The organism is Lysobacter sp. GQ73 (assembly GCF_059758755.1).
On record NZ_JCAXEE010000001.1, the window covers coordinates 75,665 to 101,434 of the forward strand.

At 69.1% G+C, this 25,770-nt stretch carries 26 protein-coding genes and 1 tRNA gene; 21 read left to right on the top strand and 6 right to left on the bottom strand.

The genetic code is table 11. The features are described 5' to 3' along the window. Window positions 1–15 precede the first annotated feature (15 nt). Window positions 16–732: a class I SAM-dependent methyltransferase gene (locus tag AC6CH2_RS00295; RefSeq protein WP_498267434.1), complete on the bottom strand. Its 717-nt coding sequence runs from the start codon at window positions 730–732 to the stop codon at window positions 16–18. Between the two features lie 355 nt (window positions 733–1,087). Between AC6CH2_RS00295 and AC6CH2_RS00300 the strand changes: the two genes are divergently transcribed. The 4 genes from AC6CH2_RS00300 to AC6CH2_RS00315 all read left to right on the top strand — a co-directional run bounded on the left by AC6CH2_RS00300 (window position 1,088) and on the right by AC6CH2_RS00315 (window position 4,190). Continuing rightward, complete coding sequence (locus AC6CH2_RS00300) at window positions 1,088–2,278, top strand: glycosyltransferase family 2 protein (protein WP_498267435.1); 1,191 nt, start codon at window positions 1,088–1,090, stop codon at window positions 2,276–2,278. 12 nt (window positions 2,279–2,290) lie between these two features. Continuing rightward, window positions 2,291–2,980 carry a polysaccharide deacetylase family protein gene (locus tag AC6CH2_RS00305; protein ID WP_498267436.1) on the top strand — a complete coding sequence of 230 codons (690 nt, stop codon included), beginning with the start codon at window positions 2,291–2,293 and terminating at the stop codon, window positions 2,978–2,980. 312 nt (window positions 2,981–3,292) lie between these two features. Next, on the top strand, window positions 3,293–3,604 hold the full coding sequence (locus AC6CH2_RS00310; RefSeq protein ID WP_498267437.1) for a hypothetical protein: 312 nt from the start codon (window positions 3,293–3,295) through the stop codon (window positions 3,602–3,604). 223 nt (window positions 3,605–3,827) lie between these two features. Then, complete coding sequence (locus tag AC6CH2_RS00315; protein ID WP_498267438.1) at window positions 3,828–4,190, top strand: VOC family protein; 363 nt, start codon at window positions 3,828–3,830, stop codon at window positions 4,188–4,190. 260 nt (window positions 4,191–4,450) lie between these two features. On the opposite strand, the gene AC6CH2_RS00320 is transcribed toward AC6CH2_RS00315, so the two are convergent. Further along, window positions 4,451–4,527, bottom strand: a tRNA-Pro gene (locus AC6CH2_RS00320). Window positions 4,528–4,677: 150 nt separating this feature from the next. Between AC6CH2_RS00320 and hisS the strand changes: the two genes are divergently transcribed. From hisS to AC6CH2_RS00335, 3 genes are all read left to right on the top strand, one after another. Then, a complete protein-coding gene (gene hisS, locus AC6CH2_RS00325) occupies window positions 4,678–6,063 on the top strand; it encodes a histidine--tRNA ligase (protein ID WP_498267439.1) in 1,386 nt (461 codons plus the stop codon). A 306-nt stretch (window positions 6,064–6,369) separates the two neighbouring features. Next, window positions 6,370–8,268 carry an HAL/PAL/TAL family ammonia-lyase gene (locus AC6CH2_RS00330; protein ID WP_498267440.1) on the top strand — a complete coding sequence of 633 codons (1,899 nt, stop codon included), beginning with the start codon at window positions 6,370–6,372 and terminating at the stop codon, window positions 8,266–8,268. A 124-nt stretch (window positions 8,269–8,392) separates the two neighbouring features. Further along, window positions 8,393–8,935 (top strand): prolyl hydroxylase family protein, encoded by a 543-nt coding sequence (locus AC6CH2_RS00335; RefSeq protein WP_498267441.1) that lies wholly within the window; start codon window positions 8,393–8,395, stop codon window positions 8,933–8,935. Between the two features lie 63 nt (window positions 8,936–8,998). Here AC6CH2_RS00335 and AC6CH2_RS00340 read toward each other — a convergent pair whose 3' ends face one another. Next, the gene (locus AC6CH2_RS00340; protein ID WP_498267442.1) at window positions 8,999–10,873 is read right to left on the bottom strand and encodes a sensor domain-containing diguanylate cyclase; all 1,875 of its coding nucleotides are present in this window, start codon (window positions 10,871–10,873) and stop codon (window positions 8,999–9,001) included. Between the two features lie 290 nt (window positions 10,874–11,163). On the opposite strand from AC6CH2_RS00340, the gene AC6CH2_RS00345 reads away from it, so the two are divergent. The 14 genes from AC6CH2_RS00345 (at window position 11,164) to AC6CH2_RS00410 (ending at window position 23,525) form a co-directional block, all read left to right on the top strand. Continuing rightward, the gene (locus AC6CH2_RS00345) at window positions 11,164–11,475 is read left to right on the top strand and encodes a YerC/YecD family TrpR-related protein (RefSeq protein WP_498267443.1); all 312 of its coding nucleotides are present in this window, start codon (window positions 11,164–11,166) and stop codon (window positions 11,473–11,475) included. Window positions 11,476–11,567: 92 nt separating this feature from the next. Further along, a complete protein-coding gene (hisG, locus tag AC6CH2_RS00350) occupies window positions 11,568–12,482 on the top strand; it encodes an ATP phosphoribosyltransferase (RefSeq protein WP_498267444.1) in 915 nt (304 codons plus the stop codon). Between the two features lie 8 nt (window positions 12,483–12,490). Continuing rightward, entirely contained in the window at window positions 12,491–13,792 is a 1,302-nt protein-coding gene (gene hisD / locus AC6CH2_RS00355; RefSeq protein ID WP_498268173.1) for a histidinol dehydrogenase, read from the top strand. Window positions 13,793–13,815: 23 nt separating this feature from the next. After that, window positions 13,816–14,922, top strand: coding sequence for a histidinol-phosphate transaminase (gene hisC, locus AC6CH2_RS00360; RefSeq protein WP_498268174.1), 1,107 nt, complete (start codon window positions 13,816–13,818; stop codon window positions 14,920–14,922). Between the two features lie 5 nt (window positions 14,923–14,927). After that, on the top strand, window positions 14,928–16,127 hold the full coding sequence (gene hisB / locus AC6CH2_RS00365; protein ID WP_498268175.1) for a bifunctional histidinol-phosphatase/imidazoleglycerol-phosphate dehydratase HisB: 1,200 nt from the start codon (window positions 14,928–14,930) through the stop codon (window positions 16,125–16,127). After that, a complete protein-coding gene (gene hisH / locus AC6CH2_RS00370) occupies window positions 16,127–16,738 on the top strand; it encodes an imidazole glycerol phosphate synthase subunit HisH (RefSeq protein ID WP_435394808.1) in 612 nt (203 codons plus the stop codon). The genes hisB and hisH overlap by 1 nt, the downstream gene beginning before the upstream one ends. Window positions 16,739–16,740: 2 nt before the next feature. Next, complete coding sequence (hisA, locus tag AC6CH2_RS00375; protein ID WP_435394807.1) at window positions 16,741–17,490, top strand: 1-(5-phosphoribosyl)-5-[(5-phosphoribosylamino)methylideneamino]imidazole-4-carboxamide isomerase; 750 nt, start codon at window positions 16,741–16,743, stop codon at window positions 17,488–17,490. After that, window positions 17,484–18,269, top strand: a complete 786-nt coding sequence (hisF, locus tag AC6CH2_RS00380; protein WP_498267445.1) for an imidazole glycerol phosphate synthase subunit HisF — start codon at window positions 17,484–17,486, stop codon at window positions 18,267–18,269. Before hisA ends, hisF begins: the two co-directional genes overlap by 7 nt. Before the next feature lie 25 nt (window positions 18,270–18,294). Further along, a complete protein-coding gene (gene hisIE, locus AC6CH2_RS00385) occupies window positions 18,295–18,933 on the top strand; it encodes a bifunctional phosphoribosyl-AMP cyclohydrolase/phosphoribosyl-ATP diphosphatase HisIE (protein WP_498268176.1) in 639 nt (212 codons plus the stop codon). 818 nt (window positions 18,934–19,751) lie between these two features. Continuing rightward, window positions 19,752–19,916, top strand: coding sequence for a hypothetical protein (locus tag AC6CH2_RS00390; protein WP_498267446.1), 165 nt, complete (start codon window positions 19,752–19,754; stop codon window positions 19,914–19,916). A gap of 382 nt (window positions 19,917–20,298) precedes the next feature. Continuing rightward, complete coding sequence (locus tag AC6CH2_RS00395; RefSeq protein ID WP_498267447.1) at window positions 20,299–21,918, top strand: calcineurin-like phosphoesterase C-terminal domain-containing protein; 1,620 nt, start codon at window positions 20,299–20,301, stop codon at window positions 21,916–21,918. Window positions 21,919–21,922: 4 nt separating this feature from the next. Then, window positions 21,923–22,501 (top strand): YdeI/OmpD-associated family protein, encoded by a 579-nt coding sequence (locus AC6CH2_RS00400; protein WP_498267448.1) that lies wholly within the window; start codon window positions 21,923–21,925, stop codon window positions 22,499–22,501. Between the two features lie 340 nt (window positions 22,502–22,841). Further along, the gene (locus AC6CH2_RS00405) at window positions 22,842–23,297 is read left to right on the top strand and encodes a type II 3-dehydroquinate dehydratase (protein WP_498268177.1); all 456 of its coding nucleotides are present in this window, start codon (window positions 22,842–22,844) and stop codon (window positions 23,295–23,297) included. Window positions 23,298–23,306: 9 nt separating this feature from the next. Beyond that, window positions 23,307–23,525 (top strand): hypothetical protein, encoded by a 219-nt coding sequence (locus tag AC6CH2_RS00410; RefSeq protein WP_498267449.1) that lies wholly within the window; start codon window positions 23,307–23,309, stop codon window positions 23,523–23,525. 154 nt (window positions 23,526–23,679) lie between these two features. On the opposite strand, the gene mtnC is transcribed toward AC6CH2_RS00410, so the two are convergent. The 3 genes from mtnC to AC6CH2_RS00425 form a co-directional block, all read right to left on the bottom strand. Continuing rightward, window positions 23,680–24,375, bottom strand: a complete 696-nt coding sequence (gene mtnC / locus AC6CH2_RS00415; protein ID WP_498267450.1) for an acireductone synthase — start codon at window positions 24,373–24,375, stop codon at window positions 23,680–23,682. Between the two features lie 148 nt (window positions 24,376–24,523). Next, complete coding sequence (locus tag AC6CH2_RS00420) at window positions 24,524–25,081, bottom strand: 1,2-dihydroxy-3-keto-5-methylthiopentene dioxygenase (protein WP_498267451.1); 558 nt, start codon at window positions 25,079–25,081, stop codon at window positions 24,524–24,526. Then, the gene (locus AC6CH2_RS00425; RefSeq protein WP_435394800.1) at window positions 25,078–25,716 is read right to left on the bottom strand and encodes a methylthioribulose 1-phosphate dehydratase; all 639 of its coding nucleotides are present in this window, start codon (window positions 25,714–25,716) and stop codon (window positions 25,078–25,080) included. The genes AC6CH2_RS00420 and AC6CH2_RS00425 overlap by 4 nt, the downstream gene beginning before the upstream one ends. Window positions 25,717–25,770: the final 54 nt, after the last annotated feature.

The following is a 25,770-nucleotide window of genomic DNA, read 5'->3' on the forward strand; positions in this document are numbered from 1 at the left end:
GCGGCGAGCGGCGGCTCAGAGCTGGGCCGCGCCGGCTTGCGGCGCGCGCGCGCGCCGCAGGAAGAACAACTCGTCCTGGCGCTCGACCGCCAGGCCGTAGGCGCTGGCGATCGCGCGCAGCTTGCCGGCGTCGAGCCGCCAGACCGGTTCGACGTCGTCGACGCCGACGTCCAGGGTCCACTGCATGCCGAGCCAGTGGGTCAGGATGAAACCGTCCGGCCGCAGCAAGTGCACCAGGGTCTCGAAATAGCGTTCGAGATGGCGCTGGCAGCAGGCGAAGCTGGCGAGGTTGTTGTCGAGGATGCAGTCGAAGCTCGCCGCCTCGAAGCGGCGGGCGAAGTCGTCGCTGTGCTTGTTGAGCAGATGCACCGAGTAGCGCGGCAGGCCGAGCGCGTTGCCGTGTTCCCACTCGTTGCGGGCCACCGTCACCGAGACGATGCCGCGCACCTTGCCGGCCAGCAGCCGCGCCACCGAGGAATTGCCGGTGCCTACGTGCAGGATGTCGCGCTCGCCCAGGTCGGCGGCGGCCAGCCAGCGGTTGATCGCGGCCTGGTCCTCGGTCGGTTCGCACGACGAATAGTCGAGCAGGGGCCAGCTCGCGAACCGATCGGCCGCGTCGTGGGTGGCGACGTCCGGCTCGCGCCCGCAGTCGATGCGCTGCGCGCCGATGTCGAAGCGCGGACGGAACGCAGGGGCGGCGTGAGCGGAGTGCGGCGTCGGGGGAGTGTTCATGATGGCCGGGGGATAAGACGGTTCGGTTTCGATTCTTCATCGATCCTCGATCGCATGTCGAGCGAGCAACGCTACAACGATCGTCGAACTGCTTGCCGTCGTCACAGAATAAAACCTTTGCTGCTTTCATTCTCTATTGAGAAAACGCGACAACGCATTGCGTTTCGACCGAGCAACCCTTAACCCCACCACGTCCTGCCCAACGTAGTTCCCCCCACAAGCACCAGGCGTGCGGGGCCGCGCATACGCGCGGCGACCCGTATCGACGCGTCCGGTCTGCCAATCAGACCCTGCGAGCGTGACTGCGCATCGACGATGCCGCGGCCGCGTATCGCGCTGCCGGATGCATCGCCCCATGTTGAGCCAGCTCGTCCTGACCGGCCTCGTCGGTTTCTCCACCCTCGTGCTGTTGTGCTGCCTGGTGTTCCTGGCCGGATGGGCGCTGTTCAAGGCGGTGCGGCGGCCGGCCGCGCCGACGCTCGCCCACTATCCCTTCGTCTCGATCCTGGTGCCGTTCTACAACGAGCCCGAGGCTTCGTTCCTGATGACGCTGGACGCGATCGAGCGTGCCGACTATCCGGGCCGCATCGAAGTGCTGCTGGTCGACGACGGTTCGACCAATTCCACCCCGGCCACAGTGGCCGCCTGGTTGGCGCAACCGCGCGACAAGACCTATCGCCTGATCTCGCTGGCGCGCAACGGCGGCGCCAAGGGCCTGGCGCTCGATGCGGCCTTGCCGCAGCTGTCGGCCGAGTCCGACGTGGTCACGGTGATCGACAGCGACACGGTGATCATGCCGTGCTCGCTGCGCCGCGCGGTCGAGGCCTTGTACAGCTCGCCGCGCCACGCCGCCGCCTGCGGCCTGATCGTACCGGCCGGGCGGCATAACTCTTGGTTGCACCGCCTGCAGTTCTACGAGCATGTCGGCGCGCTCGCCGCGATCCGCTACGTGCAGAGCAAGATCGGCGTGGTCAACGTGGTCGCCGGCGCGTTCTCGCTGCATCGCACGCAGGTGATCCGCGAACTCGGCGGCTGGGGCGAATGGCTGGTCGAGGACATCGCCTGGACCTGGCGCGCGCTCGCACACGGTTATTCGATCGCCTACGCGCCGGACGCGATCGCCTACACCATCTGCCCCTCGACCTTCTTCGGCCTGTTCCGCCAGCGCCGGCGCTGGGCGCGCGGGCGCCTGGAGTCGTTCCGCGTGGCCTGGAGCATCTCCTGGCCGCGGACCATGAAGATGCTGCCGTGGTGGCTGCTGTGGGCGCAGTCGGCGCTGGTGCCGACCTTGTTGCTGCTGATCGCCGGCGCCTCGATCTACCGCAGCCCGACCTTGCTCGGCATCGCCGCCCTGAACTGGTGGCTGATGGCGCTGCTCAATTTCATCGCGGTGATGCACGCGCGCACGCGCCTGCAACTCGGGCCGCTCGACCTGGTGCTGGTGTCGATCTGCAACACCGTGATCGACGTGCTGTTGCTGCCGGCCAACGTGATCGGGCTGATCGACGAACTGCGCGGCCATCGCAAGACCTGGCTGACACGCTGAACGGAGCCGCGCATGGACTATCACCGCTTCCTCGCCGATCGCCCGCGCAGCTACCTCGGCCGCGGATCGCCGGACCAGCGCCGGCTGGCGCTGACCTTCGACGACGGCCCCGGCCGCGCCACGCCGGCGTTGTTGTCGGTCCTGGCCGAACTCGAGGTCGCCGCGACCTTCTTCTGCGTCGGCGAGGCCGCGCGCGCGCAACCGGGTTTGATCGAACGCATCCTTCGCGACGGCCACGAGATCGGCAACCACTCGCTGAGCCATGCCGACGCGCGCGGCTTCGGCGTCGAGGACTGGATCGCGAGCGAAATCCATCCGGCCGCGACGGCCTTGCGCGAGGCCGGCGTGGCCGAGGCGCCGCGGCTGTTCCGCCCGGCCTACGGCGAAATCGCGCCGGGGCAGGTCGATGCGCTCGCCGGCCTGGGCTATACCGTGGTCGGCTGGTCGGTCGACCCGCGCGATTGGCTGGAACCGCAGGCGCCGGGCTACGTGTCCTGCGTGGTCGAGTCGGTGCTGGCGCGCATCCACCCCGGCGCGATCGTGCTGCTGCACGACGGCGACGACGAGCATGGCCACGCCCGTCACGGCATCGTCGAGATCGTGCGCCGGCTCGTGCCGGCCCTGCGCGAGCAGGGTTACGGCTTCGCCCGGGTCGGCGAGTTCCTGCCCGTGGAGGCGGCGCTGTCGCGGACGAGCGGCTAGGACGCCTCATCGACGCCGCGCCATGCGCATATCGTCAATCGACCGGGCGGCGTCTTCGGAGGCTGGCCGGGTCTGCTTGGGCCGAGCCAGCGAGCCTTGTGGCGAGGGCGGCCGTTTGCATGCGCTCGAAATTCCTGCCGACACCACGCGAGGCCATGAGCTGCGGCAGGCCGGTGCCGCATTCCGCCTGTGATGCGCATCCGGGAACGAACAAACCACGAGGTTCGAGGTAAGGGATGCCGCCGCACTGCCTCGTCTATACAGGCGCTGTGCCGTCGTTTCATCGTCAATCACATGGAGAGTATCAAGACAATGAATGCATTGAAGCTGGTGTTGGCCGCGGCGCTCGGCGCCTCGACGCTCGTAAGTGCGGGCAGTGCCTCCGCGGTGGCTCCGTCCCCCGACTCGGTGGTGTATTTCCGGCAGTTGTGGGACAACGCGATCCTGTTCGCGTATCGCGGGCAGGGTGCATTCGCGCAGTCGATCTGCGATGTCTACCGCTCGCAGGTCTGGCCGGACCCGGGCGCCAACGAAGTCGTGCCGCTGCTGCATTACCAGTGCCGGGTGAGCGTGGTGAACATCGTCGTGCACCACACCAACCCCTTGCCGTTCCCGCTGCGCTGAGCGGCGCAGCGCCGGCGCATGACGGCCAAGCCTGCCGAGCGCCGGCAATGCCAGGTGCGCGCCCCGGAGACCGGGGCGCCCTCGTTGCCCGAACGCGGTGCCGCAGTGCGAGAGCCGAGGGAGCCGAGGCCACGCCTGAGCTTGCATACGCCGGGGCGCGAGGGCGCAGTCCTGCGGCTTCGTTAGCGCGGGCAGCAACGCGGTTTATGGCGAGGAGATGCCGATGTCGGATTTCACCAAGGTTCGCTACACGCTGGCGGTACTCGACCTGGCCCGGTCCACCGACTACTACGTGTCCGTTCTCGGCCTGGGCATCGATTTCACCGCGCCCGGCTGGAGCTTTCTGTCCCGCGGAAGTTTCCGGGTGATGCTCGGCGAATGCGCGGACGCGATTCCGCCGGCGGAGCTGGGCGACCATTCGTGGTACGGCTACGTGACCGTGTCGGACGCTGCTGCCCTGTTCGCCGAATACCGGGCTGCGGGCGCCGAGTTCACTCAGCCGCTGTCGGACAAGCCCTGGGGCATGCGCGAGTTCGGTGTCCGCACCATCGACGGCCATCGGCTCATGTTCGGACAAGAGCTGTAGTCACGGGCGCTGCCGGCCCCTCGGACGGCCGAGGGCTTGGCCCGGGTGCGCGGGAGTCGGGCCGGCCGGGGACATCCTTCGAATCTCCCGTCGCAGTAGGGAAGGCGTCCGGGTCTGCGGTGCGCAGGCGCGGCTGCACACGCGTCGCGTCGCCTGCCGGCCCGCTCCGGCCGTGGGGCGAGGCCATGCGCGGAAGGGCCGGATGCGCAGACGCGAAAAAGCCGGCGCAAGGCCGGCTTAGTCAGAAACACTCTCAGCATTGGTCGGGGAGACAGGATTCGAACCTGCGACCTCTACGTCCCGAACGTAGCGCTCTACCAGACTGAGCTACACCCCGACTGCTGAGCCGCAAATTCTAGCGACTCACCCCCGGCCGGCGCAAGGGGTCTGTCGATCGGGCGAGCAGGGAGCGGGGGCGGCCGTTAAACTGTGGCGCTTTCCAACCCCCCAGCTCGTTGTCGGCGCGGCCGACGTATTGGAGTTCCGCTTGATCAAGCCTCGTACCCCGCCGGGAGTCATGGAGCTGCTGCCCCGCGACCAGATCGCCTTCCAGCGCATGCTGGACACGATCCGGCGCAATTTCGAGCGTTTCGGCTTCCTGCCCGTGGAAACCCCGGTCATGGAGCTGTCGGAGGTGCTGCTGACCAAGTCGGGCGGCGAAACCGAGCGCCAGGTCTATTTCGTCCAGTCCACCGGCTCGCTGGAGAAGAGCGCGCAGTCCGGCGAGCGCGGGGTGCCTGAAATGGCGCTGCGCTTCGACCTGACCGTGCCGCTGGCGCGCTACGTGGCCGAACACGAGCACGAGCTGGCGTTCCCGTTCCGCCGCTACCAGATGCAGCGCGTGTACCGCGGCGAGCGCCAGCAGCGCGGCCGCTTCCGCGAGTTCTACCAGTGCGATATAGACGTGATCGGCAAGGACAGCCTCAGCGTGCGCTACGACGCCGAGCTGCCGGCGGCGATCTATGCGGTGTTCTCCGAGCTCGACATCGGGCCGTTCACGATCCAGCTCAACAACCGCAAGCTGCTGCGCGGCTTCTTCGAGGCCCAGGGCGTCGCCGACGGCGGCCTGCAGGCGCTGGTGCTGCGCGAGGTCGACAAGCTCGACAAGCGCGGCCCCGACTACGTGCGCGAAACCCTGACCGGGCCGGACTTCGGCCTGGCCGCGGACGCGGTCGCGACCATCCTCGACTTCGTCGCGGTGCGTTCGAACTCGCACGCCGACGCGCTGGCCAGGCTGGCCGCGCTGGGCGAGGGCAACGAGGCCCTGCGCGAAGGCGCGGCCGAGCTGCGCGAGGTGCTGGAGCTGATCCGCGCGCTGGGCGTGCCGGAAAAGAACTACGCCCTCAACTTCTCGATCGCGCGCGGCCTGGACTACTACACCGGCACGGTCTACGAGACCACCCTCGACGACTTCCCGCAGATCGGCTCGATTTGTTCGGGCGGGCGCTACGAGGACCTGGCCAGCCACTACACCAAGTCCAAGCTGCCGGGCGTCGGCATTTCGATCGGCCTGACCCGTTTGTTCTGGCAGTTGCAGGAAGCCGGCCTGGTCAGCACCGCCGACAGCAGCGTGCAGGTGCTGGTCACCCAGATGGACGACGCGCACCTGCCGCACTGCCTGGCGGTGGCCAACGAGTTGCGCCACGGCGGCCTCAACACCGAAGTGGTGATGGAGACCTCCAAGCTCGGCAAGCAGTTCAAGTACGCCGACCGCGCCGGCATCCGCTTCGTGGTGGTGCTGGGCGAGGACGAAATCGCCAAGGGCACGGCGACGGTCAAGGACCTGCGCCGCGAAGACCAGTTCGAGGTGTCGCGCGCCGAGCTGGCGCGCACGCTGCGGGTCGAGCTGGAGCAGTCGCGGGTCATGAAGTGACCCCGGCCCGTGCAGGCCGGGCCGGCGCGGCGGATCGGACGATCCGCGCGGCGGCCTGCTGCACGGCGGGGCCGCGGCGGCGGGCGAGCGGGTTCGCGTCCGCGGCCGATTCTGTGGTTCGTCCCGCACCGGATCGCGATCCGGCGCGGGTGCGGGCCGACTCCATGCCGCGGCGCCATGACGCCGCCGCGGTTCCCATCGTTTCATTGACGCACCGACTCCCGAGTACGCTCGGCCGGGCTGCGCCGTTCGCGGCGTAAGCGCGGCCGTTCAGATGATCGCCAGGGTGCGAGGCGAGGTTACAACTTGAACAAGATCCAACTCGATGGCCGTTCGCTGACGCGTTCGCAGCTCGTGGCCGTGGCTTACGGCGCCCAGGTCGAACTGGCCGCGGCGCAACTGCCGGCGGTGGCCCGCGCGGCCGACTTCCTGGCCGAACAGGTGCGCCGCGAAGAACCGATCTACGGCGTCTCCACCGGCTTCGGCAGCAACGCCGACCGGCTGCTCGGCGCGCACCACCTGCGCGACCAGTTGCCGGGCGCCAAGCGCAATCAAGAGACCCTGCACGAAGAGTTGCAGCGCAACCTGATCGTCACCCACGCGGTCTGCGTCGGCGAGCCGTTCGCCCCGGAGATCGTGCGCGCGATGCTGTGCATCCGCATCAACACCCTGATGCGCGGCCACTCCGGCATCCGCGTGCAGACCCTGCAGGCGCTCGCGGCGATGCTCAACGCCGGCATCGTGCCGGTGGTGCCGCAGTTGGGTTCGGTCGGCGCCAGCGGCGACCTGGCGCCGTTGTCGCACCTGGCCATCGTGTTGCTCGGCGGCGGCGAAGCCTACTACGACGGCCGGCGCATGCCGGGCGCGGAAGCGCTGCAGCTGGCCGGGCTGACCCCGGTCAAGCTGTCCTACAAGGAAGGCTTGGCGCTCAACAACGGCACCGCGCAGATGCTCGCCTGCGGCGTGCTCGCGCTGGCCCGCCTGGAAGATCTGCTCGACACCGCCGACCTCGCCGCGGCGATGACCATCGACGCTTTCGCCGGCCGCCTGGGCGCCTTCGCCGAGGCCGTGCACGACCTGCGTCCGCACCCGGGCCAGGTCGAGGTCGCCGCCAACCTGCGCCGCTTGCTCGAAGGCTCGACCCTCGCCGACATTCCCTATCACCTGGTGCCGCGCTTCCGTCCCTGGCTGCCGCAGAGCTGGGACACCGAACAGTCGCAGCAGCTCAGCTTCGACATCGGCTGGGACTGGGTGCCCTTCAGCCAGCGCCACGGCCGCGAGAAGTTCTACACCCGCTTCCGTCCGTTCCGCGGCGGCAAGAAGCACCAGCCGCAGGACAGCTACTCGCTGCGCTGCATCCCGCAGGTGCACGGCGCGGTGCGCGATGCCATCGCCCAGGCCGCGCGCGTGCTCGAGATCGAACTCAATTCGCTGACCGACAACCCGATCGTGTTCCCGGACGCGCAGGCCGAGCACGTCGAGGAGCAGGTGATCTCGGCCGGCCATTTCCACGGCATGCCGCTGGCGCTGGCGATGAGCTACGTCAAGGCCGCGATTCCGGTGCTGGCGAGCATTTCCGAGCGCCGCCTCAACAAGCTGGTCGACCCGGCCACCAACGACGGCCTGCCGGGCTTTTTGATCGGCAACGAGGACGCGACCGAATCCGGCCACATGATCGTGCAATACACCGCCGCGGCCATCGTCAACGATCTCGCCAGCCGCGCGCATCCGGCCTCGGTGTATTCGATCCCGACCAGCGCCAACGCCGAGGACCACGTTTCGATGGGCGCCAACGAGGCCCGCCACGTGCTGGCGATGACCGAGGACCTCGGCAAGGTGCTCGCGCTGGAGCTGTACACCGCCGCCCAGGCGCTGGACCTGCGCCGCGACATGATCAACGCCGCCCGGGATCTGGCCGACCGCGCCGACGCCAAGACGCTCGCGAGCAAGGTCTCGGGTGGCCCGATCGGCGACAGCGCCGATCACCCGGGGTTCCTCGCCGAGGTCGAAGGCCTGCGCGCCGAACTGGCGGCCGCCGAGGAGTTCCGTCCGGGCAAGGCGGTCGCCGCGGCGCACGCCAGGCTGCGCGAAGCCATCGCCTTCCTCGACCGCGACCGCGCGCTCGACGGCGAAGTCGCCACCGCCGTGCAACTGATCCACGAAGGCACCCTGATCGCCGCGGCGCGCGCCGCGATGCAGGACTGAGCGACACCTACGCCAAAGCCCCTCTCCCGCTGGCGGGAGAGGGGTTGGGGTGAGGGCCGCTGTGCCTCCGGCACCGACATCACCGGATCGCCACCGAATCGTTGTTCCCCGGCAGGAGCCCAGGATGCAGACGATCTTCCACAGCGTCCGCGTCTTCAGCGTCCACGGCTTGCTGGCGCCGTCCGAGTGCGAGGCCTTGATCGCGCTCGCCGAAGGTCACGGCTTCGAATCGGCCGGCGTGCGCAGCCCGTCGGGCGAGCAGAAAAGCCTGCAGCACGTGCGCAACAACGAACGCGTGGTGTTCGAGTCGCCGGCCTGGGTCGAGCGGCTGTGGCAGCGGTTGTCCGCGCTCGAACTGCCGGTGCTCGAGGGCGAGCGCGCGGCCGGCCTGCCGAGAGCGCTGCGCTTCTACAAATACTCGCCGGGCCAGCGGTTCCGCATGCACAAGGACGGCCCCTGGAGCGAAGACGGCCGGTCGAGCCGGCTGACCTTGCTGGTGTATCTCAACGACGACTTCGCTGGCGGCGAGACCGACTTCCGCCAGTTCAAGGTGGTGCCGAAGACCGGCGCCGGCCTGCTGTTCGTGCACGACACCTGGCACGAAGGCGCCGCGGTGCCCGAAGGCGTCAAGTACGCGCTGCGGTCCGATGTGATGTACGGCCGGTGACGCGCAGTTGGCGACTGCGGGGCTGAGCCGCATCGCGCGGTCCGCGCAATCGCCGTCTCCGGCTCAGGCCTGCACCGCCGCCCCCCACACTCGCACGCAGTCGCGGCCGTCGGCCTTGGCCAGGTACAGGGCCTGGTCGGCGAACTGCAACGCCGCTTCCACGCCCATGTCCGCATCCGGTGCGATCTCGTGCACGCCGATGCTGGCGGTGACCGGGATGTCGTGGCTGCGGCTGGGGCAGGGCTGCGAGCTCAGGCGCAGCCGCAGCGCCTCGGCGACCTGCGCGCCGGCATCGAGGTCCTGGTCGGGCAGCACCGCGACGAATTCCTCGCCGCCGAAACGGGCCAGCAGAGCGTGGTGCGGGATCAGGATCTGCGCGATCAGGCCCGCCGCCCAGCGCAGGCATTCGTCGCCCACCAGGTGGCCGTGGTGGTCGTTGATCTGCTTGAAGTGGTCCAGGTCGATCATCATCAGCACCAGCGGCCGATGCTGGCGCCGCGAGCGGTGCAGCAAGGCCTCGAAGGCCTCGCGGAAATGACTGCGATTGTGCAGGCCGGTCAGGCCGTCGCGCTGGCTGGTCTCGCGCAGGCGCGCATGCGCGTCCTCGAGCAGGGCCAGGGTGCTGCGCAGCTCGGTGGTGCGCTGCTCGACCTTGTGTTCGAGTTGCTCCTTGGCCTCGCGCACGATGCGTTCGTTCTCGTTGCGCAGCGAGGCGTAGCGATAGCCCAGCGCGACCGAAAGCAGCAGCATTTCCAGCGCCGAGCCGATCTGCACGCCGTATTCGGTGATGAACATCTTCGGCAGCAGGTCGAAGGCGATCGCCGCGAACATGCCGGTGCCGAGCAGGAACGCCGACCAGGCCAGCAGGAACAGGCGCGCCGGCTTGTAGCCGCGGCGCATCACCACGATGCCTTCGACCGCGATCCAGGCGATGCTGACGAACACCGCCGCCGAGGCGATCGGCGTGGCGATGCGGTAGGGCAACTGGGTCGCGGCGATGCCGAGCAGAACGAAGAACCCGATCATGCCCAGGCCGACGTAGTCGCCGAAGCGCCAGCGCCGGCGCAGGCTGAGGAAGTTGCGCGCGAACTGTTGCATGCCGATCTGGGCTAGGCAGATCGACAAGGGCACCGAGTGGTCGGCGAGCCACGGCGAGCGCGGCCACAGGTACTCGAAGCCGAGGCCGTTGAGGGTCAGCAGCACCAGGCCGAAGGCGCAGATGTGGAACAGGTACCAGAAGTAGCTGGAATCGCGCAGGCTCAGCCACAGCACCAGGTTGTAGAAGAACAGCGCGACCAGGATGCCGTAGTACAGGCCGATGCCGAACTGGGCGTCGCGCGCGAGTTCGGTGAACGCGCTCGGCGTGTACAGCGTGAGCGGCACCTGCATCGAGCTGTCGCTGCGCACGCGCACGAAGATGTCGACCGGCTGGTCGGCCGGCAGGTCGATCCAGAAATTGGGATGGCGGTAGCGGATCGCGCGCGAGGCGAACAACTGGCTGTCGCCGCCGATCTGGTGGGTCGAGGCGCCGTCGCGCGTGCGGGTGTAGACGTCGAGGCGGTCGCTCAGTGCGAACTGCTGCACCAGCAGCCAGCGCGGCACCTCGCCGTTGCGGTTCACCGCGGCCACGTGGAACCAGTAAGCGCCGCGCTGGAAGCCGAACGAGCCGTTGCCGTTGGGCAGCGGCCGGTAGCGCTTTTCGGCGAGCGCCCGGCGCGCGCCGTCGAGGTCGAGGCGCCCGCCGGTGTCGTGGTAGTAACGGGTGAACGGCGCGAGCTCGACCTCGCGGGTGCTGCGCTCCAGGTTCAGCACGCTCTGCGCCGAGGCCGGCGCGAACAGCGTGGCGGCGAGCAGGCAGAGCCAGGCCCACCCGGCCCAGCGGCGCTGGGGCGAGGCGGGGCGGCTCGGTGCGGCGACGAGGGCAGGGTTGGTATTCATCTTCCGTGGGCGGTGGCGGACACAGGCCGTTGCGTCGCGGTGGCGGGAGCGTCGGGGGGCAGCGGTCGCGCGGCGCCTCGACCCCGGCCAGGGGCGCAGGTCCGGGCGCATCTGAGTCTTAACGCAATTCATCGCCGCGACAGGCCGGCTTGACGAAAGTCGGCCGGATCGATAATGTATTAACGCGTTAGTACATTAATGCATTCAGTTGTCGGGCGTCGGCCCGCAGCCTTTCCGGCCGCGGTCGACCGCCCTGCACCCCATCCGCCCAGCCGACCGAGTTCTCCGCAATGAAGCGCCGCGCCAACGACACCGAGCAGACCGAGGATGCGATCGCCGACTTGGCGGTGGCCCTGGCCGGCCTGCGCAGCGCCGAACAGGTGCGGGCCTTCCTCGAGGACCTGTGCACGCCGGCCGAGCTGGAGGCGATGAGCGATCGCTGGCGGGTCGTGCCTTTGCTCAACGAAGGCGTGCCGTATCGCGAGATCCACGACCGCACCCAGGTCAGCGTGACCACGATCGGGCGCGTCGCCCGCGTGCTCGAGCGCGGCACCGGCGGTTACGGCGCGGCCCTGCACCGGCGCGCCACGCGACATCGCTGACCCCGTTCGCGCCTTCCGCGCTTCCCCTGGGCACGCCGCCATCGGCCTGCCGCCTCTTTCCCGCATCGACCGCCCCCTTCCGAGACCCGTTCATGAGCCCTCCCGCCAGCGCCGCCGCGCGTGACCGCTTGCGCATCGCGATCCAGAAATCCGGCCGTCTCGCCGAGCCGGCGCGTGCGCTGCTGGCCGCCTGCGGGCTGAGCTGGCGCGAGAGCCGCGATCGTTTGTTCTGCTACGGAGAAACCCTGCCGGTCGACCTGTTGCTGGTGCGCGACGACGACATTCCCGGCCTGATCGCCGACGGCGTCTGCGACCTCGGGGTGGTCGGGCGCAACGTCCTGCTCGAACAGGACGGCGACCGCCGCGGCAACGGCCGCGAATCGGCGTTCCGCGAGTGGCGCGCGCTCGGTTTCGGCGGCTGCCGGCTGGCGCTGGCCGTGCCCGAGGCCTGGCACTGGGAAGGCCCGCAGCAACTGGCCGGCAAGCGCATCGCCACCAGCTATCCGGCGCTGCTGTCGCAGTGGCTGGCCGGCGAGGGCGTCGACGCCCAGGTCGTGCTGCTGTCGGGCTCGGTCGAAATCGCCCCGCGCCTGGGCCAGGCCGAGGCGATCTGCGACCTGGTGTCGAGCGGCGCGACCCTGTCGGCCAACCAGCTCAAGCCGGTGCAGACCCTGATCGAAAGCGAGGCGGTGCTGGCCGGCCCGGCCGTCGGCTTCGACGACGTGCGCGGCGAACTGGCCGACCTGCTGCTGCGCCGCCTCGACGGCGCCCTGCGGGTGCGCAACAGCAAGCTGCTGATGTTCCAGGCGCCGCGCAATCTGCTCGACGAATTGCTGCCGCTGCTGCCCGATGCCGAACCGCCGACGGTGATGAGCCTGGACAACGGCGATGGCGTGGCCCTGCAGGCGCTGTGCCACGGCGCGGTGACCTGGCAGCGGCTGGAAGAACTCAAGCGCGCCGGCGCGCGCGGGCTGATGGTGGTGCCGGTCGAGGGCATGCTGGCATGACCGCGAAGATGCAACGCCTCGACTGGAATGCGCTCGACGAAGCCGCGCGCGAACAGGCGCTGCGCCGTCCCGCCCAGCAGACCCGGGCCTCGACCGCGACCGCGGTGGCCGAGATCGTCGAAGCGGTGCGCCGCGACGGCGACGCCGCGCTGCGCCGGTATGCCGAACGTTTCGACGGCGCCGCGCCCGAGCGCTTCGCGGTCGATGCGGCCGAGTTCGACGCCGCCGAGGCCTCGCTCACGCCGGCCTTGCGCGCGGCGATCGACGAGGCCGCCGAACGCATCGCGCTGTTCCACGACGCCGGCATGACCGAGCCGTATGCGATCGACACCGCCGACGGCGTGCGCTGCGAACGCATCCTGCGGCCGATCCGCCGGGTCGGCCTGTACGTGCCGGCCGGCTCGGCGCCGCTGCCGTCGACCGCGCTGATGCTGGCGATACCGGCCGACCTGGCCGGTTGCCGCGAAATCGCCCTGTGCACGCCGCCGCGCCGCGACGGCAGCGCCGACCCGGCGGTGCTCTACGCCGCGCGCCGCTGCGGGGTGACCCGGGTGTTCAAGCTCGGCGGCGCCCAGGCGATCGCGGCGATGGCCTTCGGTACCGAAAGCATCGGCAAGTGCGACAAGCTGTTCGGGCCCGGCAACGCCTACGTCACCGAGGCCAAGCGCCAGGTCGCGCTGATCGAGGGCGGGGCGGCGATCGACCTGCCGGCCGGGCCGTCGGAAGTGCTGGTGATCGCCGATGCCGGCGCGCGCGCCGACTTCGTCGCCGCCGACCTGTTGTCGCAGGCCGAACACGGCCCGGACTCGCAAGTGCTGCTGCTGAGCGACGACGAGGCCCTGCTCGATGCGGTCGACCTCGAACTCGAGACCCAATTGGCCCGGCTGTCGCGCGCCGACACCGCGCGTGCGGCCCTGCGATCCTCGCGTTCGATCCGGGTCGATTCGATCGAACGCGCGCTCGAAGTCAGCAACCGCTACGCCCCCGAGCACTTGATCCTGGCCCTGCGCGATGCGCGCGAGCGGTTGCCGGAAGTCGAGGCCGCGGGTTCGGTGTTCCTCGGCGACTGGGCGCCGGAGGCGCTGGGCGATTACTGCAGCGGCACCAACCACGTGCTGCCGACCAGCGGCGCGGCGCGCTACGCCAGCGGCGTCAACGTCGCCAGCTTCCAGGTCGCGATCACGGTGCAGGAAGTGCAGCCGCGCGGCCTGCTGGCGATCGGGCCGTGCGCGGTCGAGCTGGCCTCGGCCGAAGGCCTGGACGCGCATCGCGAGGCGGTGGCTATACGCCTGCGGGCGGTGGCGGCATGAGCGGCGCGAACGCAACGGACCGGATCGACATGAACGACGACAACCCCCTGAACCTGTTGCGCGAAGACCTGCGCGACTTCGCCGGTTACAGCTCGGCGCGCAGCGAAAAGCGCAGCGGCCGGGTCTGGCTCAACGCCAACGAGGCCGCCTGGCCGAGCGTCGCCGACGGCGAAGGTTCGGTGCGCCGCTATCCCGACCCGCAACCGCAGCGCCTGCGCGAGACCTTGGCCGGGCTGTACGGCTGCGAGCCGCAGCAGCTCCTGGCCGGTCGCGGCAGCGACGAAGCGATCGATCTGCTGGTGCGCGCGCTGTGCCGCCCGGGCGGCGACGCCATCGTGCTGACGCCGCCGACCTTCGGCATGTACGCGGTCAACGCGCGCCTGCACGGCACCCGCGCCGTCGAAGTCGCCCTGCGCGACACGCCGGCCGGTTTCGCCTGCGATTTCGCCGCCGTCGCCGAGGCGGCCGAGCGCGAGCAGGCCCGGCTGGTGTTCCTGTGCTCGCCCGGCAACCCTTCGGGTACCTTGCTGCCGCTGGCCGAGATCGACGCGCTGGCCCTGCGCCTGCGCGGCCGCGCCCTGGTCGTGGTCGACGAGGCCTACCTCGAATTCGCCGACGGTCCCTCGGCGGTGAGCCTGCTCGCCGCGCGCCGCAATATCACGGTGCTGCGGACCCTGTCGAAGGCGCACGCGCTGGCCGCGGCGCGGATCGGCAGCGTGATCGCCGACGCCGAGCTGATCGCCGCATTGCAGCGCTGCCAGGCGCCGTATCCGCTGCCCACGCCGTGCGTGAACCTGGCCCTGCGCGCCCTGGCCGAGGTGCCGCGCAACACCACCAAGGCCCGCGTGGTCACCGCGATCGGCGAGCGCGAACGCCTGTACGCGGCCTTGCAGGCCTTGCCCGGGGTGCTCCAGGTCTATCCCTCGCAGGCCAACTTCCTGCTCGCCCGTTTCGACGATGCCCAAGCGGCGTTCGACGGCCTGCTCGACGCCGGCGTGGTGGTGCGCGACATGCGCGCCGCGCCGCAGCTCGGCAACGCCCTGCGCATCAGCCTGGGCACGCCGGAACAGAATGCGGCGGTGATCGAGGTGCTGACCCGCACGGCGCAGATGCGCGGAGTGGCGGCATGAGCGCGCTGACGCCGATCCTGTTCGTCGATCGCGACGGAACCCTGATCGAGGAGCCGGCCGATTTCCAGATCGACAGCTACGCCAAGCTGCGTTTCGTGCGCGGGGTGATCCCGGCGATGCTGAAGCTGCGCGACGCCGGCTACCAGTTCGTGATGGTCACCAACCAGGACGGCCTCGGCACCGAGGCGTATCCGCGCTGGAGTTTCGACGGCCCGCACCAGTTGATGATGCAGGTGTTCGAAAGCCAGGGCATCGTGTTCCGCGAGGTGCTCATCGACACCAGTTTCCCGGCCGAGAACCTGCCGACCCGCAAGCCCGGCATCGGTCTGGCGCTGCCGCTGTTGAAGGACCGCGGCATCGACTGGGCGCGCTCGGCGATGGTCGGCGACCGCGAGACCGACAACGGCTTCGCCGCCAACCTCGGCATCCGCGCGTTCCAACTGCGCACCGAGCAGTTCGGCGGCGAGTGGGACTGGGCCGGCATCGCCCACGCCCTGGCCGACTGCCCGCGCACCGCGCGGGTGCAGCGCAACACCCGCGAGACCCGGATCGAGGTCGCGGTCGACCTGGACCGGGCCGCCGAACCCAAGGTCCACACCGGCCTGGGCTTCTTCGACCACATGCTCGAACAGATCGGCAAGCACGGCGGCTTCGCCCTGGAGCTGCGTTGCGAGGGCGACCTGCACATCGACGAGCACCACACCATCGAAGACAGCGCGCTGGCGCTGGGGCAGGCCCTGCGCGAGGCGCTCGGCGACAAGCGCGGCATCGGCCGCTACGGCTTCGACGCGGCGGCGGCGGGCGGTTCGGAGCGTGCGGGCGAGGAAAGCACACTTCAGCGGGCCGCAACCGAAGAAAGCACATTTGCGGAAAACACACTTCGAGAAAGCACACCAGGCCAACATACGATCGTATTGCCGATGGACGAAACGCTGGCGCGCGCGGCGCTGGATTTCTCCGGCCGCCCGTATTTCGTGTTTTCCGGCACCTTCGCGCGCGAGCGGGTCGGCGATTTCCCGACCGAGCTGGTCGCGCATTTCTTCCGTTCGCTGTGCGAAACCGCCGGGCTCAACCTGAATCTGAACGTAGAAGGTGATAACGATCACCACAAAGTTGAGGCTTGCTTCAAATCCGTGGCGCGCGCGCTGCGCCAGGCGATCCGCCGCGAAGGTCGCGAATTGCCGAGTACCAAAGGGGTCCTGTGATGTCGTGGGTGGTAGTCGTCGACTCGGGTGGGGGGAACATCGGCTCGGTGCGTTATGCATTGGAGCGGCTGGGTGCGCGTTCGATCCTGAGCGCCGACCCCGCAACGATCGCCTCGGCCGATCGCGTGATCCTGCCGGGCGTGGGCGCAGCTGCCCCCGCGATGGCGCGGTTGCGGGAACGGGGCCTGGTCGATCCGATCCGCCGCTTGCAGCAGCCGTTGCTCGGGATCTGTCTGGGCATGCAGCTGCTGTACGAGTCCTCGGAGGAGGGCGAGGTCGAGTGCCTCGGACTCCTTCCGGGCCGGATCACCAGGCTGCAATCAGGACCAGGAGTACGTGTGCCTCACATGGGCTGGAATTTCCTCGACAAATGCGAAACGCCCACCGGCGCCCCGGGATTGTTGACCGGCATCGGCGAGCGCGACCAAGCCTATTTCGTCCACAGTTACGCCGCGCCGCTGACCTCGGACACCCTGGCCAGCGCCAGCTACGGCCGCAGCTTCACCGCGGTCGCCGGGCGCGGGCGTTGCTACGGCGCCCAGTTCCATCCGGAGCGCTCGGCCGCCGTCGGCTCGCGCCTGCTCGCCAATTTCCTGGCGTTGGAGGCGTGAACATGGGCAACAGCACGCTATATCCCGCGATCGACGTTCGCGACGGTCGGGTCGTCCGCCTGCACCAGGGCGACTACGCCCAGGAAACCCGTTACGAGACCGAGCCGCTCGCCCTGGCCACGCGCTACGCCGAGGCCGGCGCCAAGTGGCTGCACTTGATCGACCTCGACGCCGCCCGCTACGGCGGCTATACCCTGGCGCCGTTGTTGCGCGCGATCACCACCTCCAGTTGGATGCGCGTGCAGACCGGCGGCGGGGTGCGCAGCGAGGCCGACGTCGAGGCCATTCTCGACGCCGGCGCGGACCGGGTCGTGGTCGGTTCGCTGGCGATCAAGGAACCCGAGCTGGTGATCGGCTGGCTCAAGCGCTTCGGCGCCGACCGCATCACCATCGCCCTGGACGTGCGCCAGAACAGCGAAGGCGACTGGGAACTGCCGGTGGCCGGCTGGACCGAGGACAGCGGCGTGCGCCTGGAGCCCTTGCTCGAACGCTATGCCCAGGCCGGCCTGCGCCACCTGCTGTGCACCGACGTCTCCCGCGACGGCACCCTGGCCGGGCCGAACCTCGACCTGTACCGGCACATCCACGAGGTCGCCCCGCACGTGCAACTGCAGGCGTCCGGCGGCATCCGCGACATCGCCGACATCGTCGCCGCCGACGGCGTCGGCTGCGCCGGCGCGGTGCTCGGCAAGGCGCTGATCGAAGGCCGGTTCGAACTGACGGATGCCTTGCGCCAGGTGCGCCGATGCTGAACGGATTGAGCCGGCGCATCGTGCCCTGCCTGGACGTGCGCGACGGGCGCGTCGTCAAGGGCGTGCGTTTCCGCGACCACGTCGATATGGGCGACATCGTCGAGCTGGCGTTGCGTTATCGCGACGAGGGCGCCGACGAGCTGGTGTTCTACGACATCACCGCCAGCCCGCAGGGCCGCAGCGTCGACCGCGACTGGGTCGAGCGCGTCTCGCGCGCGATCGACATACCGTTCTGCGTCGCCGGCGGCATCCGCTCGGTCGACGACGCGCGCGGCGTGCTCAACGCCGGCGCCGACAAGATCTCGATCAACACCCCGGCGCTGGAGCGACCCGAGCTGATCGGCGAGATCGCCGGGGAGTTCGGCGTGCAGTGCGTGGTGGTCGGTATCGACAGCCTGCGCGACCCCGACGGCGAATGGCGGGTGCGCCAGTACACCGGCGACCCCACCCGCACCCAGGCTCTGGCCCGGCGCACCCTGGACTGGGTGGTCGAGGCGCAGCGGCGCGGCGCCGGCGAGATCGTGCTCAATTGCATGGGCAGCGACGGCGTGCGCAGCGGTTACGATCTCGAACAACTCGCCGCGGTGCGGGCGATCTGCGAGGTGCCGCTGGTGGCTTCCGGCGGCGCCGGCGCGATCGAGCATTTCGGCGCGGTGTTCCTGCAGGCCGACGTCGACGCGGCCCTGGCCGCGAGCGTGTTCCACTCCGGCAGCATCCGCATTCCGGCCTTGAAAGCAGCATTGCGAGAGCAGGGTGTCCCAGTCCGACAGCTCCACTAATCCTCCGGTAGCAGCGTCCGCGACGCTGAGCGCGGAGCAGATCGACGCCCTGGCCTGGGACAAGCAGGACGGCCTGCTGCCGGCGGTGGTCCAGGACGCGGCCAACCTGCGCGTGCTGATGCTCGGCTACATGGACCGCGCCGCGCTCCAGGGCACCCTCGACAGCGGCCACGTCACCTTCTTCAGCCGCAGCAAGCAGCGGCTGTGGACCAAAGGCGAAAGCTCCGGTCACTACCTCGACCTGGTTTCGATCGAGACCGATTGCGACCGCGACACCTTGCTGGTGCGCGCGCGTCCGCACGGCCCGACCTGCCATCTCGGCCGCGACAGCTGCTTCCCGACCGCGCCGGCCGACGCCGCGGCCTTTCTCGGCGAACTCGACGGCCTGATCGCCGAGCGCGAACGCGAGCGCCCGGCCGGCAGCTACACCACCAAGCTGTTCGAGAAGGGCGTGCGTTCGATCGCCCAGAAAGTCGGCGAAGAAGGCGTGGAGACCGCACTGGCCGCGGTGGCCGAAGACGATGCCGCCCTGTGCGGCGAAGCCGCCGACTTGCTGTTCCACCTGCAAGTGCTGCTGCGCGCGCGCGGCCTGTCGCTGGGCGACGCGGTGGCGGTGCTGCGCGAGCGGCATGGCAAGCCGCACCGGGGTTCGCAGGGCGATTAGTTCGTCCTGGAGTGTTCGCATCGCCGGTCCCGCGATCCGCTCTCACGGTAGGAGCGGCGCAAGCCGCGACCGCGCAGCCGCGGCCTCGCGGCGTGACTGGGTGGGTCCTCAGCGGCTGGTCCCCTTTCCAGAAGCGGCGTAAGTCGCACGCACCGCTTCAACCTCGCGCCGATGCCGGCGGCAGCCCGTCAGGGGTAGGAGCGGCGCAAGCCGCGACATCGCCGTGACGGTCTTGCGGCGTTTCTTTCTAAAATCTCGATCAAGATCAAGATCAAGATCAACCCCAAAGCTTCCGCCACTAAAGCGGCGGGTTACTTTCTTTTGTCTAAAGCAACAAAAGAAAGGTAACCAAAGAAAAGTGCTTTCTTTGAATCAAAGGCCCGCACGATCGAAGCCGACGCAGGGATGCTCCAGACAGGCCATCCATGGCCTGCCTGCGCACGGCCCGCATCCCTGCGGGCCGCCCTCCGGGTCTTCAATTGACCGGCAAAGCGGCAGAGCAAGGCAAATCAAAGTCACGGCAACGGCAACGGCGCCGCGTACCGTCCACTGTAGGAGCGGCGTAAGCCGCGACCGAGCAACCCCGCACCCGCGCCGGCGGCCGCAGATTCGCGGTCGCGGCTTACGCCGCTCCTACAGGGGAGGGCGTCGCCGTTCTCCGATTTCCTGTTTTAGCTGTGGCGGTAACTCTTGATGTCGACATTGATACTGGGTTGATGTTGCTGTGCGCGGGTCCGCACTAGCGAAGGCCATGGAAGACCCGGAGGGGCGGCGCGCAGGGATGCGCGCCGTTTTTCATCGGGACAGGGATGTCCCGTATGAAAAAGCACCGCGAAAGCACCGTTCGCGCGGGCCCTTGGTTCAAAAAGAAGCAACTTCTTTGGTTACCTTTCTTTTGTTGCTTTAGACAAAAGAAAGTAACCCGCCGCTTTAGTGGCGGAAGCTTTGGGTTTGATCTTGATCTGGATCGAGATCTTTCTTGAATTGCGCGCCGCAAGACCGTAACGACGTGGTCGCGGCTTGCGCCGCTCCTACCCCTGGCGAAAGCGCGCCGCTTTGATGGATGACGACGGCCTTCAGATCTCCACGCGTTCCGCGGTCGCGACGCATGTCGCTCCTGCAAAGAGCAGCCTGGCAACCCAAAGCCGCGAATCCATCCCTGTAGGAGCGGCGTAAGCCGCGACCGCGGACCCGCAAGCGCCGTCGCACCCGCATCACCGGTGAATGTTCCCAGGGCGGCTGACCACCGGTTAACACAATGCCGGCCCTTCCCCTCGTCCCCCATCCCTTCATCCCACAGCGTGCCGCCGGCCTCGGTCCGGGCCGGCGATCGCCGCATAATGAGCGCTCATTCCGGAGTCCTCCATGCGTCCGTCCGTGTCCGCCGCCTTGTGGTTCGCTTTGGCCGTCCCCGCCACCTCGCTGGCGCAGGCGGGGCCCTGCGACGGCGGCAGCGTGTACGAGGACCGCAACGGCAACGGTCGGCGCGATGCCGGAGAGCGCGGGCTGCCGGGGCAGCGGGTGTCCGACGGCGAGCGCATCGCGGTCACCGACGCGCAGGGCAGGTTCCGGTTGCCGCTGCGCGATAACCGCAGCCAGTTCCTGATCAAACCGGCCGGTTACCGGTTGGCGAATCGCGCCAGCGGGCTGCCGGACTATTGGCTCAACGTGCGGCTGCAGGACGGGCCGGCGCTGAAGTACGGCGGCATGCCGGTGGCGATGGGCTGCCGCGACTACGGCCTGATTCCCGAGCGCCGCAAGCCGGCCGGCGCGCTCGACGTGCTGGTGTTCGCCGACCCGCAGACCAAGACCGCGACCGATGTCGACTACTACCGCCGCGACATCGTGGAACCGCTGCTTGCCGGCCGCGCCGGCGCGCGCGTGGCCGACCTCGGACTGAGCCTGGGCGACATCACCCACGACGATTTGACGCTGTACCCGCAGCTCAATGCGGTCACCGCCCGCCTCGGGGTGCCGTGGCTGCATGCGCCGGGCAACCACGACCTGGATTTCGACGCGACGCGCGACGAGGACTCGCTGCTGAGTTTCCGCCATGTCTACGGGCCGGACAGCTACGCCTGGGAGGAGTCGCAGGCGAATTTCGTGGTGCTCGACGACGTGGTCTATCAGCCGGGCGGGAAGCCCGACTACATCGGCGGCCTGCGTCCGGACCAGTTCGCCTTCCTGGAAAACTATCTGGCCGGCGCATCGAAACAGCGCCTGCTGGTGCTCGCCCTGCACATCCCCTTGTTCGACGCGGCGTCGGGCCGCGAGACTTTCCGCCGGGCCGATCGCGAGCGTTTGTTCGCGCTGCTGAAGGAGTTCCCGAACGTTCTGGTGCTCAGCGGCCACAGCCACACTCAGCGGCATGTCTTCCACGACGCCGCCGACGGTTGGCAGGGCGCGAAACCGCTGCACGAGTACAACGTCGGCGCGGCCTGCGGCGCGTTCTGGTCCGGGGTCAAGGATGCTCAGGGCATCCCGGATACGACCATGAGCGACGGCACCCCGAACGGTTATGCGCGGCTGTCGGTGCGCAATGACGCCGGCTATGGCCTGCGTTGGTTCCCGGCGCGCCAGAGCGACAGCGGCCGGGCTGCGAGTCCTTATCTGCGCCTGTATCTGCCGAAGGCGGTGCGGCGCGGCTCCTACCCGGTCCGCGGCGTGTTCGCGAACGTCTACATGGGCCGCGAGGACAGCCGGGTCGAGTACCGCATCGACCAGGGCGAGTGGAAGCCGATGCGGCGCATCGAGCAACCCGACCCGGCGGTGCTGGCCGAGAACGCGCGCGACGACGAGGCCGAACGCTTGCGCGGCTACGACCGCGCCGCCATCGCCACGCCGTCGGCGCATTTGTGGAATGCGATGCTGCCGACCGATGCCGCCGCCGGCGAACACCGGGTCGAGGTACGCGTGTTCGACCCGTGGCAGGGCGAGCAGCGCCTGTCCGCCTCCTACCGTCTGCTCGACGCCGCACAGGACTGACCCCATGGCCGCACTCGACGAATCGCCGATCATCGTCTTCGACGACGCTGCCGCATTCGAGCAATGGCTGCTCGACCATCCCGAGGCGAGCGGGGTGTGGCTGAAGATCGCCAAGAAGGGCCAGAACGTGGTCACGGTGAACTACGAGCAGGCGCTCGACGTGGCCCTGTGCCACGGCTGGATCGACGGGCTCAAGCGCAGCTTCGACGCCTGCTTCTTCCTGCAGCGCTTCAGCCCGCGCCGCCCCAAGGGGCTGTGGTCGAAGATCAACATCGGCAAGGTCGAGCGCCTGATCGCCGAAGGCCGCATGGCCACCGGCGGGCTGCGCGAGGTCGAGGCGGCCAAGGCCGACGGGCGCTGGGACGCGGCCTACGATTCGGCCAGCAAGATCGAAGTGCCCGACGACCTGGCCAAGGCGCTGGACCGGCAGCCCAAGGCGCGCGCGTTTTTCGAGCAGCTCGACAAGACCAACCGCTATGCGGTGTTGTGGCGCGTGCAGACGGCGAAGAAGCCGGAGACGCGCGCGAGCCGGATCGAGAAATTCGTGGCGATGCTGGCGCGCGGGGAGAAGATTCACGGGTGAGGGGAGGGCGCGGTCGTCTTTGCTGCCGATGCCGCGTAACGATCGCCCTTGCCGATGTTTTCGCCGCGATCTTGCAAAGGCCCGGTCGCGGCTAGCGCCGCTCCTACCCCTTTGCTGCGCGGCTCTTGGGTAGGAGCGGCGCAAGCCGCGACATCGAAACGCAGACCGCGGCGCAAACACCGTCATCCAAGCGAACTTTCCAGCGAACCGTACGCAGCGAACCCGTCACGAATTGACGCCGGTTTTACGCCGCCGCCGGCGTCGCGAATGGCGCCTTTACGCCCCTCGTTCCTACAGTGCTCCGCAGGCGCGCCATTCCGAGTGCGCCGTGAGTAGCGACGTGTCGATCCTGATCCTGCGCGGCCCGCAAGGCGGTATGTCCGAGGTTGATCCGAGCGCGCCGGCCCTGGCCGGCGCGGTCCGCGCGAGCCTGGTCGAGCGCGCCGCCATCGCCGGCAAGGCGCTCGCACTGCGCAGCTGCCGCAGCGAAGCCGAATTGGTCGATTGCCTGCGGGCGATGCGCGCGGCCAATACCGAACTGCTGTTGCTCGACCCCGGCGCCTGCGTGCCGCCGAGCGAGGCCTTGCGCGGCGCGCTGGCGCGCTTGCCGATGCCCTACATCGAGGTCCACGACGACGACATGAACGCCTTGGAGCCGGCGATCGCGCCGCGATGCGGCCCGCGCCTGCGCCTGGTCCACGGCTACGCCGCGCAGAGCTATACCCTGGCCCTGTCGATCGCCCTGGAGCATCTGGGCTGCGCCGAAAGCGGCAACGACGTCCACGTCGGCACCTGAGCGGCGCGCATGAGCCCGGCGTCCGAGCACCATTTCTATTTCGCCGATTACGAGATCCTGGTCGGCGGCCGGTTCTGCATCCGCGGCGAGACCACGCTCGATTACGCGCCGCCGGAAGCCGGGGGGTTCGATCCGGCCGAATTGGTCGAGCGGATCCGCAGTCAGGTCGCCAGCGAACGCGGCGTGGAGCGCGATGAAGTGCGGATCCGGCATCTGAGCCGGCTGTAGCGGGACGGCGCTGCGCTCATCGCAGCGTGGCGCTGCGGTAGGCCGTCGTGATTCGACCGTTAGCGTGCGTGCGCGGTCGCGGCTTGCGCCGCGCCTGCCCGGGAGCGGCGCCGGCAAAGGGCAGGGTGGCGCGACGACGAACCGCCGCCCGCCTTCAAACCTCGACCTGGGCGAACGACTCCGCGCGGATGTGGCCGTGGGTCGCTTCGCCTTCGCGCGGCTGCGGGTAGTCGTCGAGACGGTCGATCAGCACGGTGGCCAGGCCGGCTTCGCGCGCCGCGTCGAGTTCCTCGACCACGTCGGACAGGAACAGGATCTCGCCCGCCGGCAAGCCGATCGACTCGGCGATGCGCGCATAACTGTCGCGTTCGCGCTTGCCGCCGACCTCGGTGTCGAACCAGCCCGAGAACAGTCCGGTCAGGTCGCCGGCGTCGCTGTGGCCGAACAGCAGCCGCTGCGCCGGCACGCTGCCGGAGGAATAGACGTACAGGCGCTGGCCCTGCTCCTTCCACCGTCGCAGCGCCGGGGCCGCGTCGGGGTACATGTGCGAGGTGAAGTCGGCGCTCTTGTAGCCGTCGGCCCAGATCATGCCCTGCAGCGCCTTGAGCGCGGTGTGCTTGCGGTCCTGGTCGATCCAGCCCTGCAGCACCTCGATCACCACCGAGTCCTGGCAGACGCCGCCGTTTTCCAGCGCGACCGCATCCAGCCATTTGCGCACCGCCGGCTCGCGTCCGCGCGCGGCGACGAAGGCCGGCAGGGCGCGGCGCGCGTACGGGAACAGCACGTCCTTGACGAACGAAATGCTGCTGGTGGTGCCTTCGATATCGGTGAGGATGGCGCGGATGGGCATAGGACCGGTCGTGAGCGGAGAGAAGTGAGGAACGAGCGTTGGGCGTTATGCGCGCAGTGGGCGCCAGCGGGGGCCGGCGAACGAGCGAAGCGAATCGGGTGCGAGCGCAACCGGCTCGTTCCTCGCTCCTCTTCACTCGTTACTGGACTCACCCCGCCTGGCCCTTCTCGTAGCGCGGAAACTGCTGGGCCAGATCGCTGCCGGTGAAGTGGCCGACCCAGCCGTCCGGCTCGGTGAAGAAGCGGATCGCGACGAAGCTCGGCTCCGGGCCCATGTCGAACCAGTGCAGGGTGCTGTCGGGCACCGAGATCAGGTCGCCCTGTTCGCACTTGATCTCGTAGACCTTGGGTTCGACGTGCAGGGTGAACAGGCCCGAGCCGGCGACGAAGAAACGCACTTCGTCTTCCTTGTGGTAGTGCTCGTCGAGGAACTTGCCGCGCATCGTTTCGCGCTGCGGGTTGTCCGGGGCGATGCTGACCACGTCGACGGTCTTGAAGCCGCGCTCGGCGACGAGGCGGTCGATGTCGCTGCGGTAGGAGGCCATGATCGCCTCGGGCGGGTCGCCCGGCTTGACCGGCTGCGCGGCCTGCCACTGCTCGAAGCCGACGCCGATCTTGGCGAGTTCGCGCGCGATCTCGCCTTGGTCGGAAGTGCTCAGCTGCGGGGTGTCGGGTTGGTCCTCGACGAAAATGCGCAGGCGACTCATCGCTGCAATCTCCTCAGTTCCAGTTCGCATCCCAGCAGGAATTCGAACGCCTCCAGATGGCGCCGGGCCTCGGCCATGTCGCGGCCCCAGGCATACAGGCCGTGGCCGTCGATCAGATAGCCCCACATCGCCTGGCGGTCGAGGGTGGCGTCGACCTGGGCGGCCAGGGTCGGCATGTCCTGGGTGTTCGGGTAGACCGGCAGGTCCAGCGCGGTCTCGTGGGTGGTGGTGCCGGAGAAGGCCTTGAGCAGCTCGTAGCCTTCCAGGTGGACGTGGCCGGCACCGGCGTACAGGCGCGAGGCCACGGTCTGGGTCTGCGAATGGGTGTGCAGGACGCAGCCCACCTGGGGATAGCGCTTGTACAACTGGGTGTGCAGCAGGGTCTCGGCCGAGGGGCGGTGGCTGGTCGCGACCGGCTGGCCGTCGAGGTCGACCACCATGATGTCGCCTTCGGTCAGCCGGCCCTTGTCGCGGCCGGAGACGGTGATGGCGACGTGCTGGGCGTCGATGCGGCTGGAGAAATTGCTGCTCGTGGCCGGGGTCCAGCCGCGCAGCGCCAGCTCGCGCACGTTGACGATGATCTCGCCGGCGCAGTGCGACAGGCGTTGGGGGTCGTAGGGCAGAGAGCTGTTCATGGTGCCGAGTTTACCGTCGCGATGTGGCGCTTGCCTCGTTTTTGCGGCAACGCA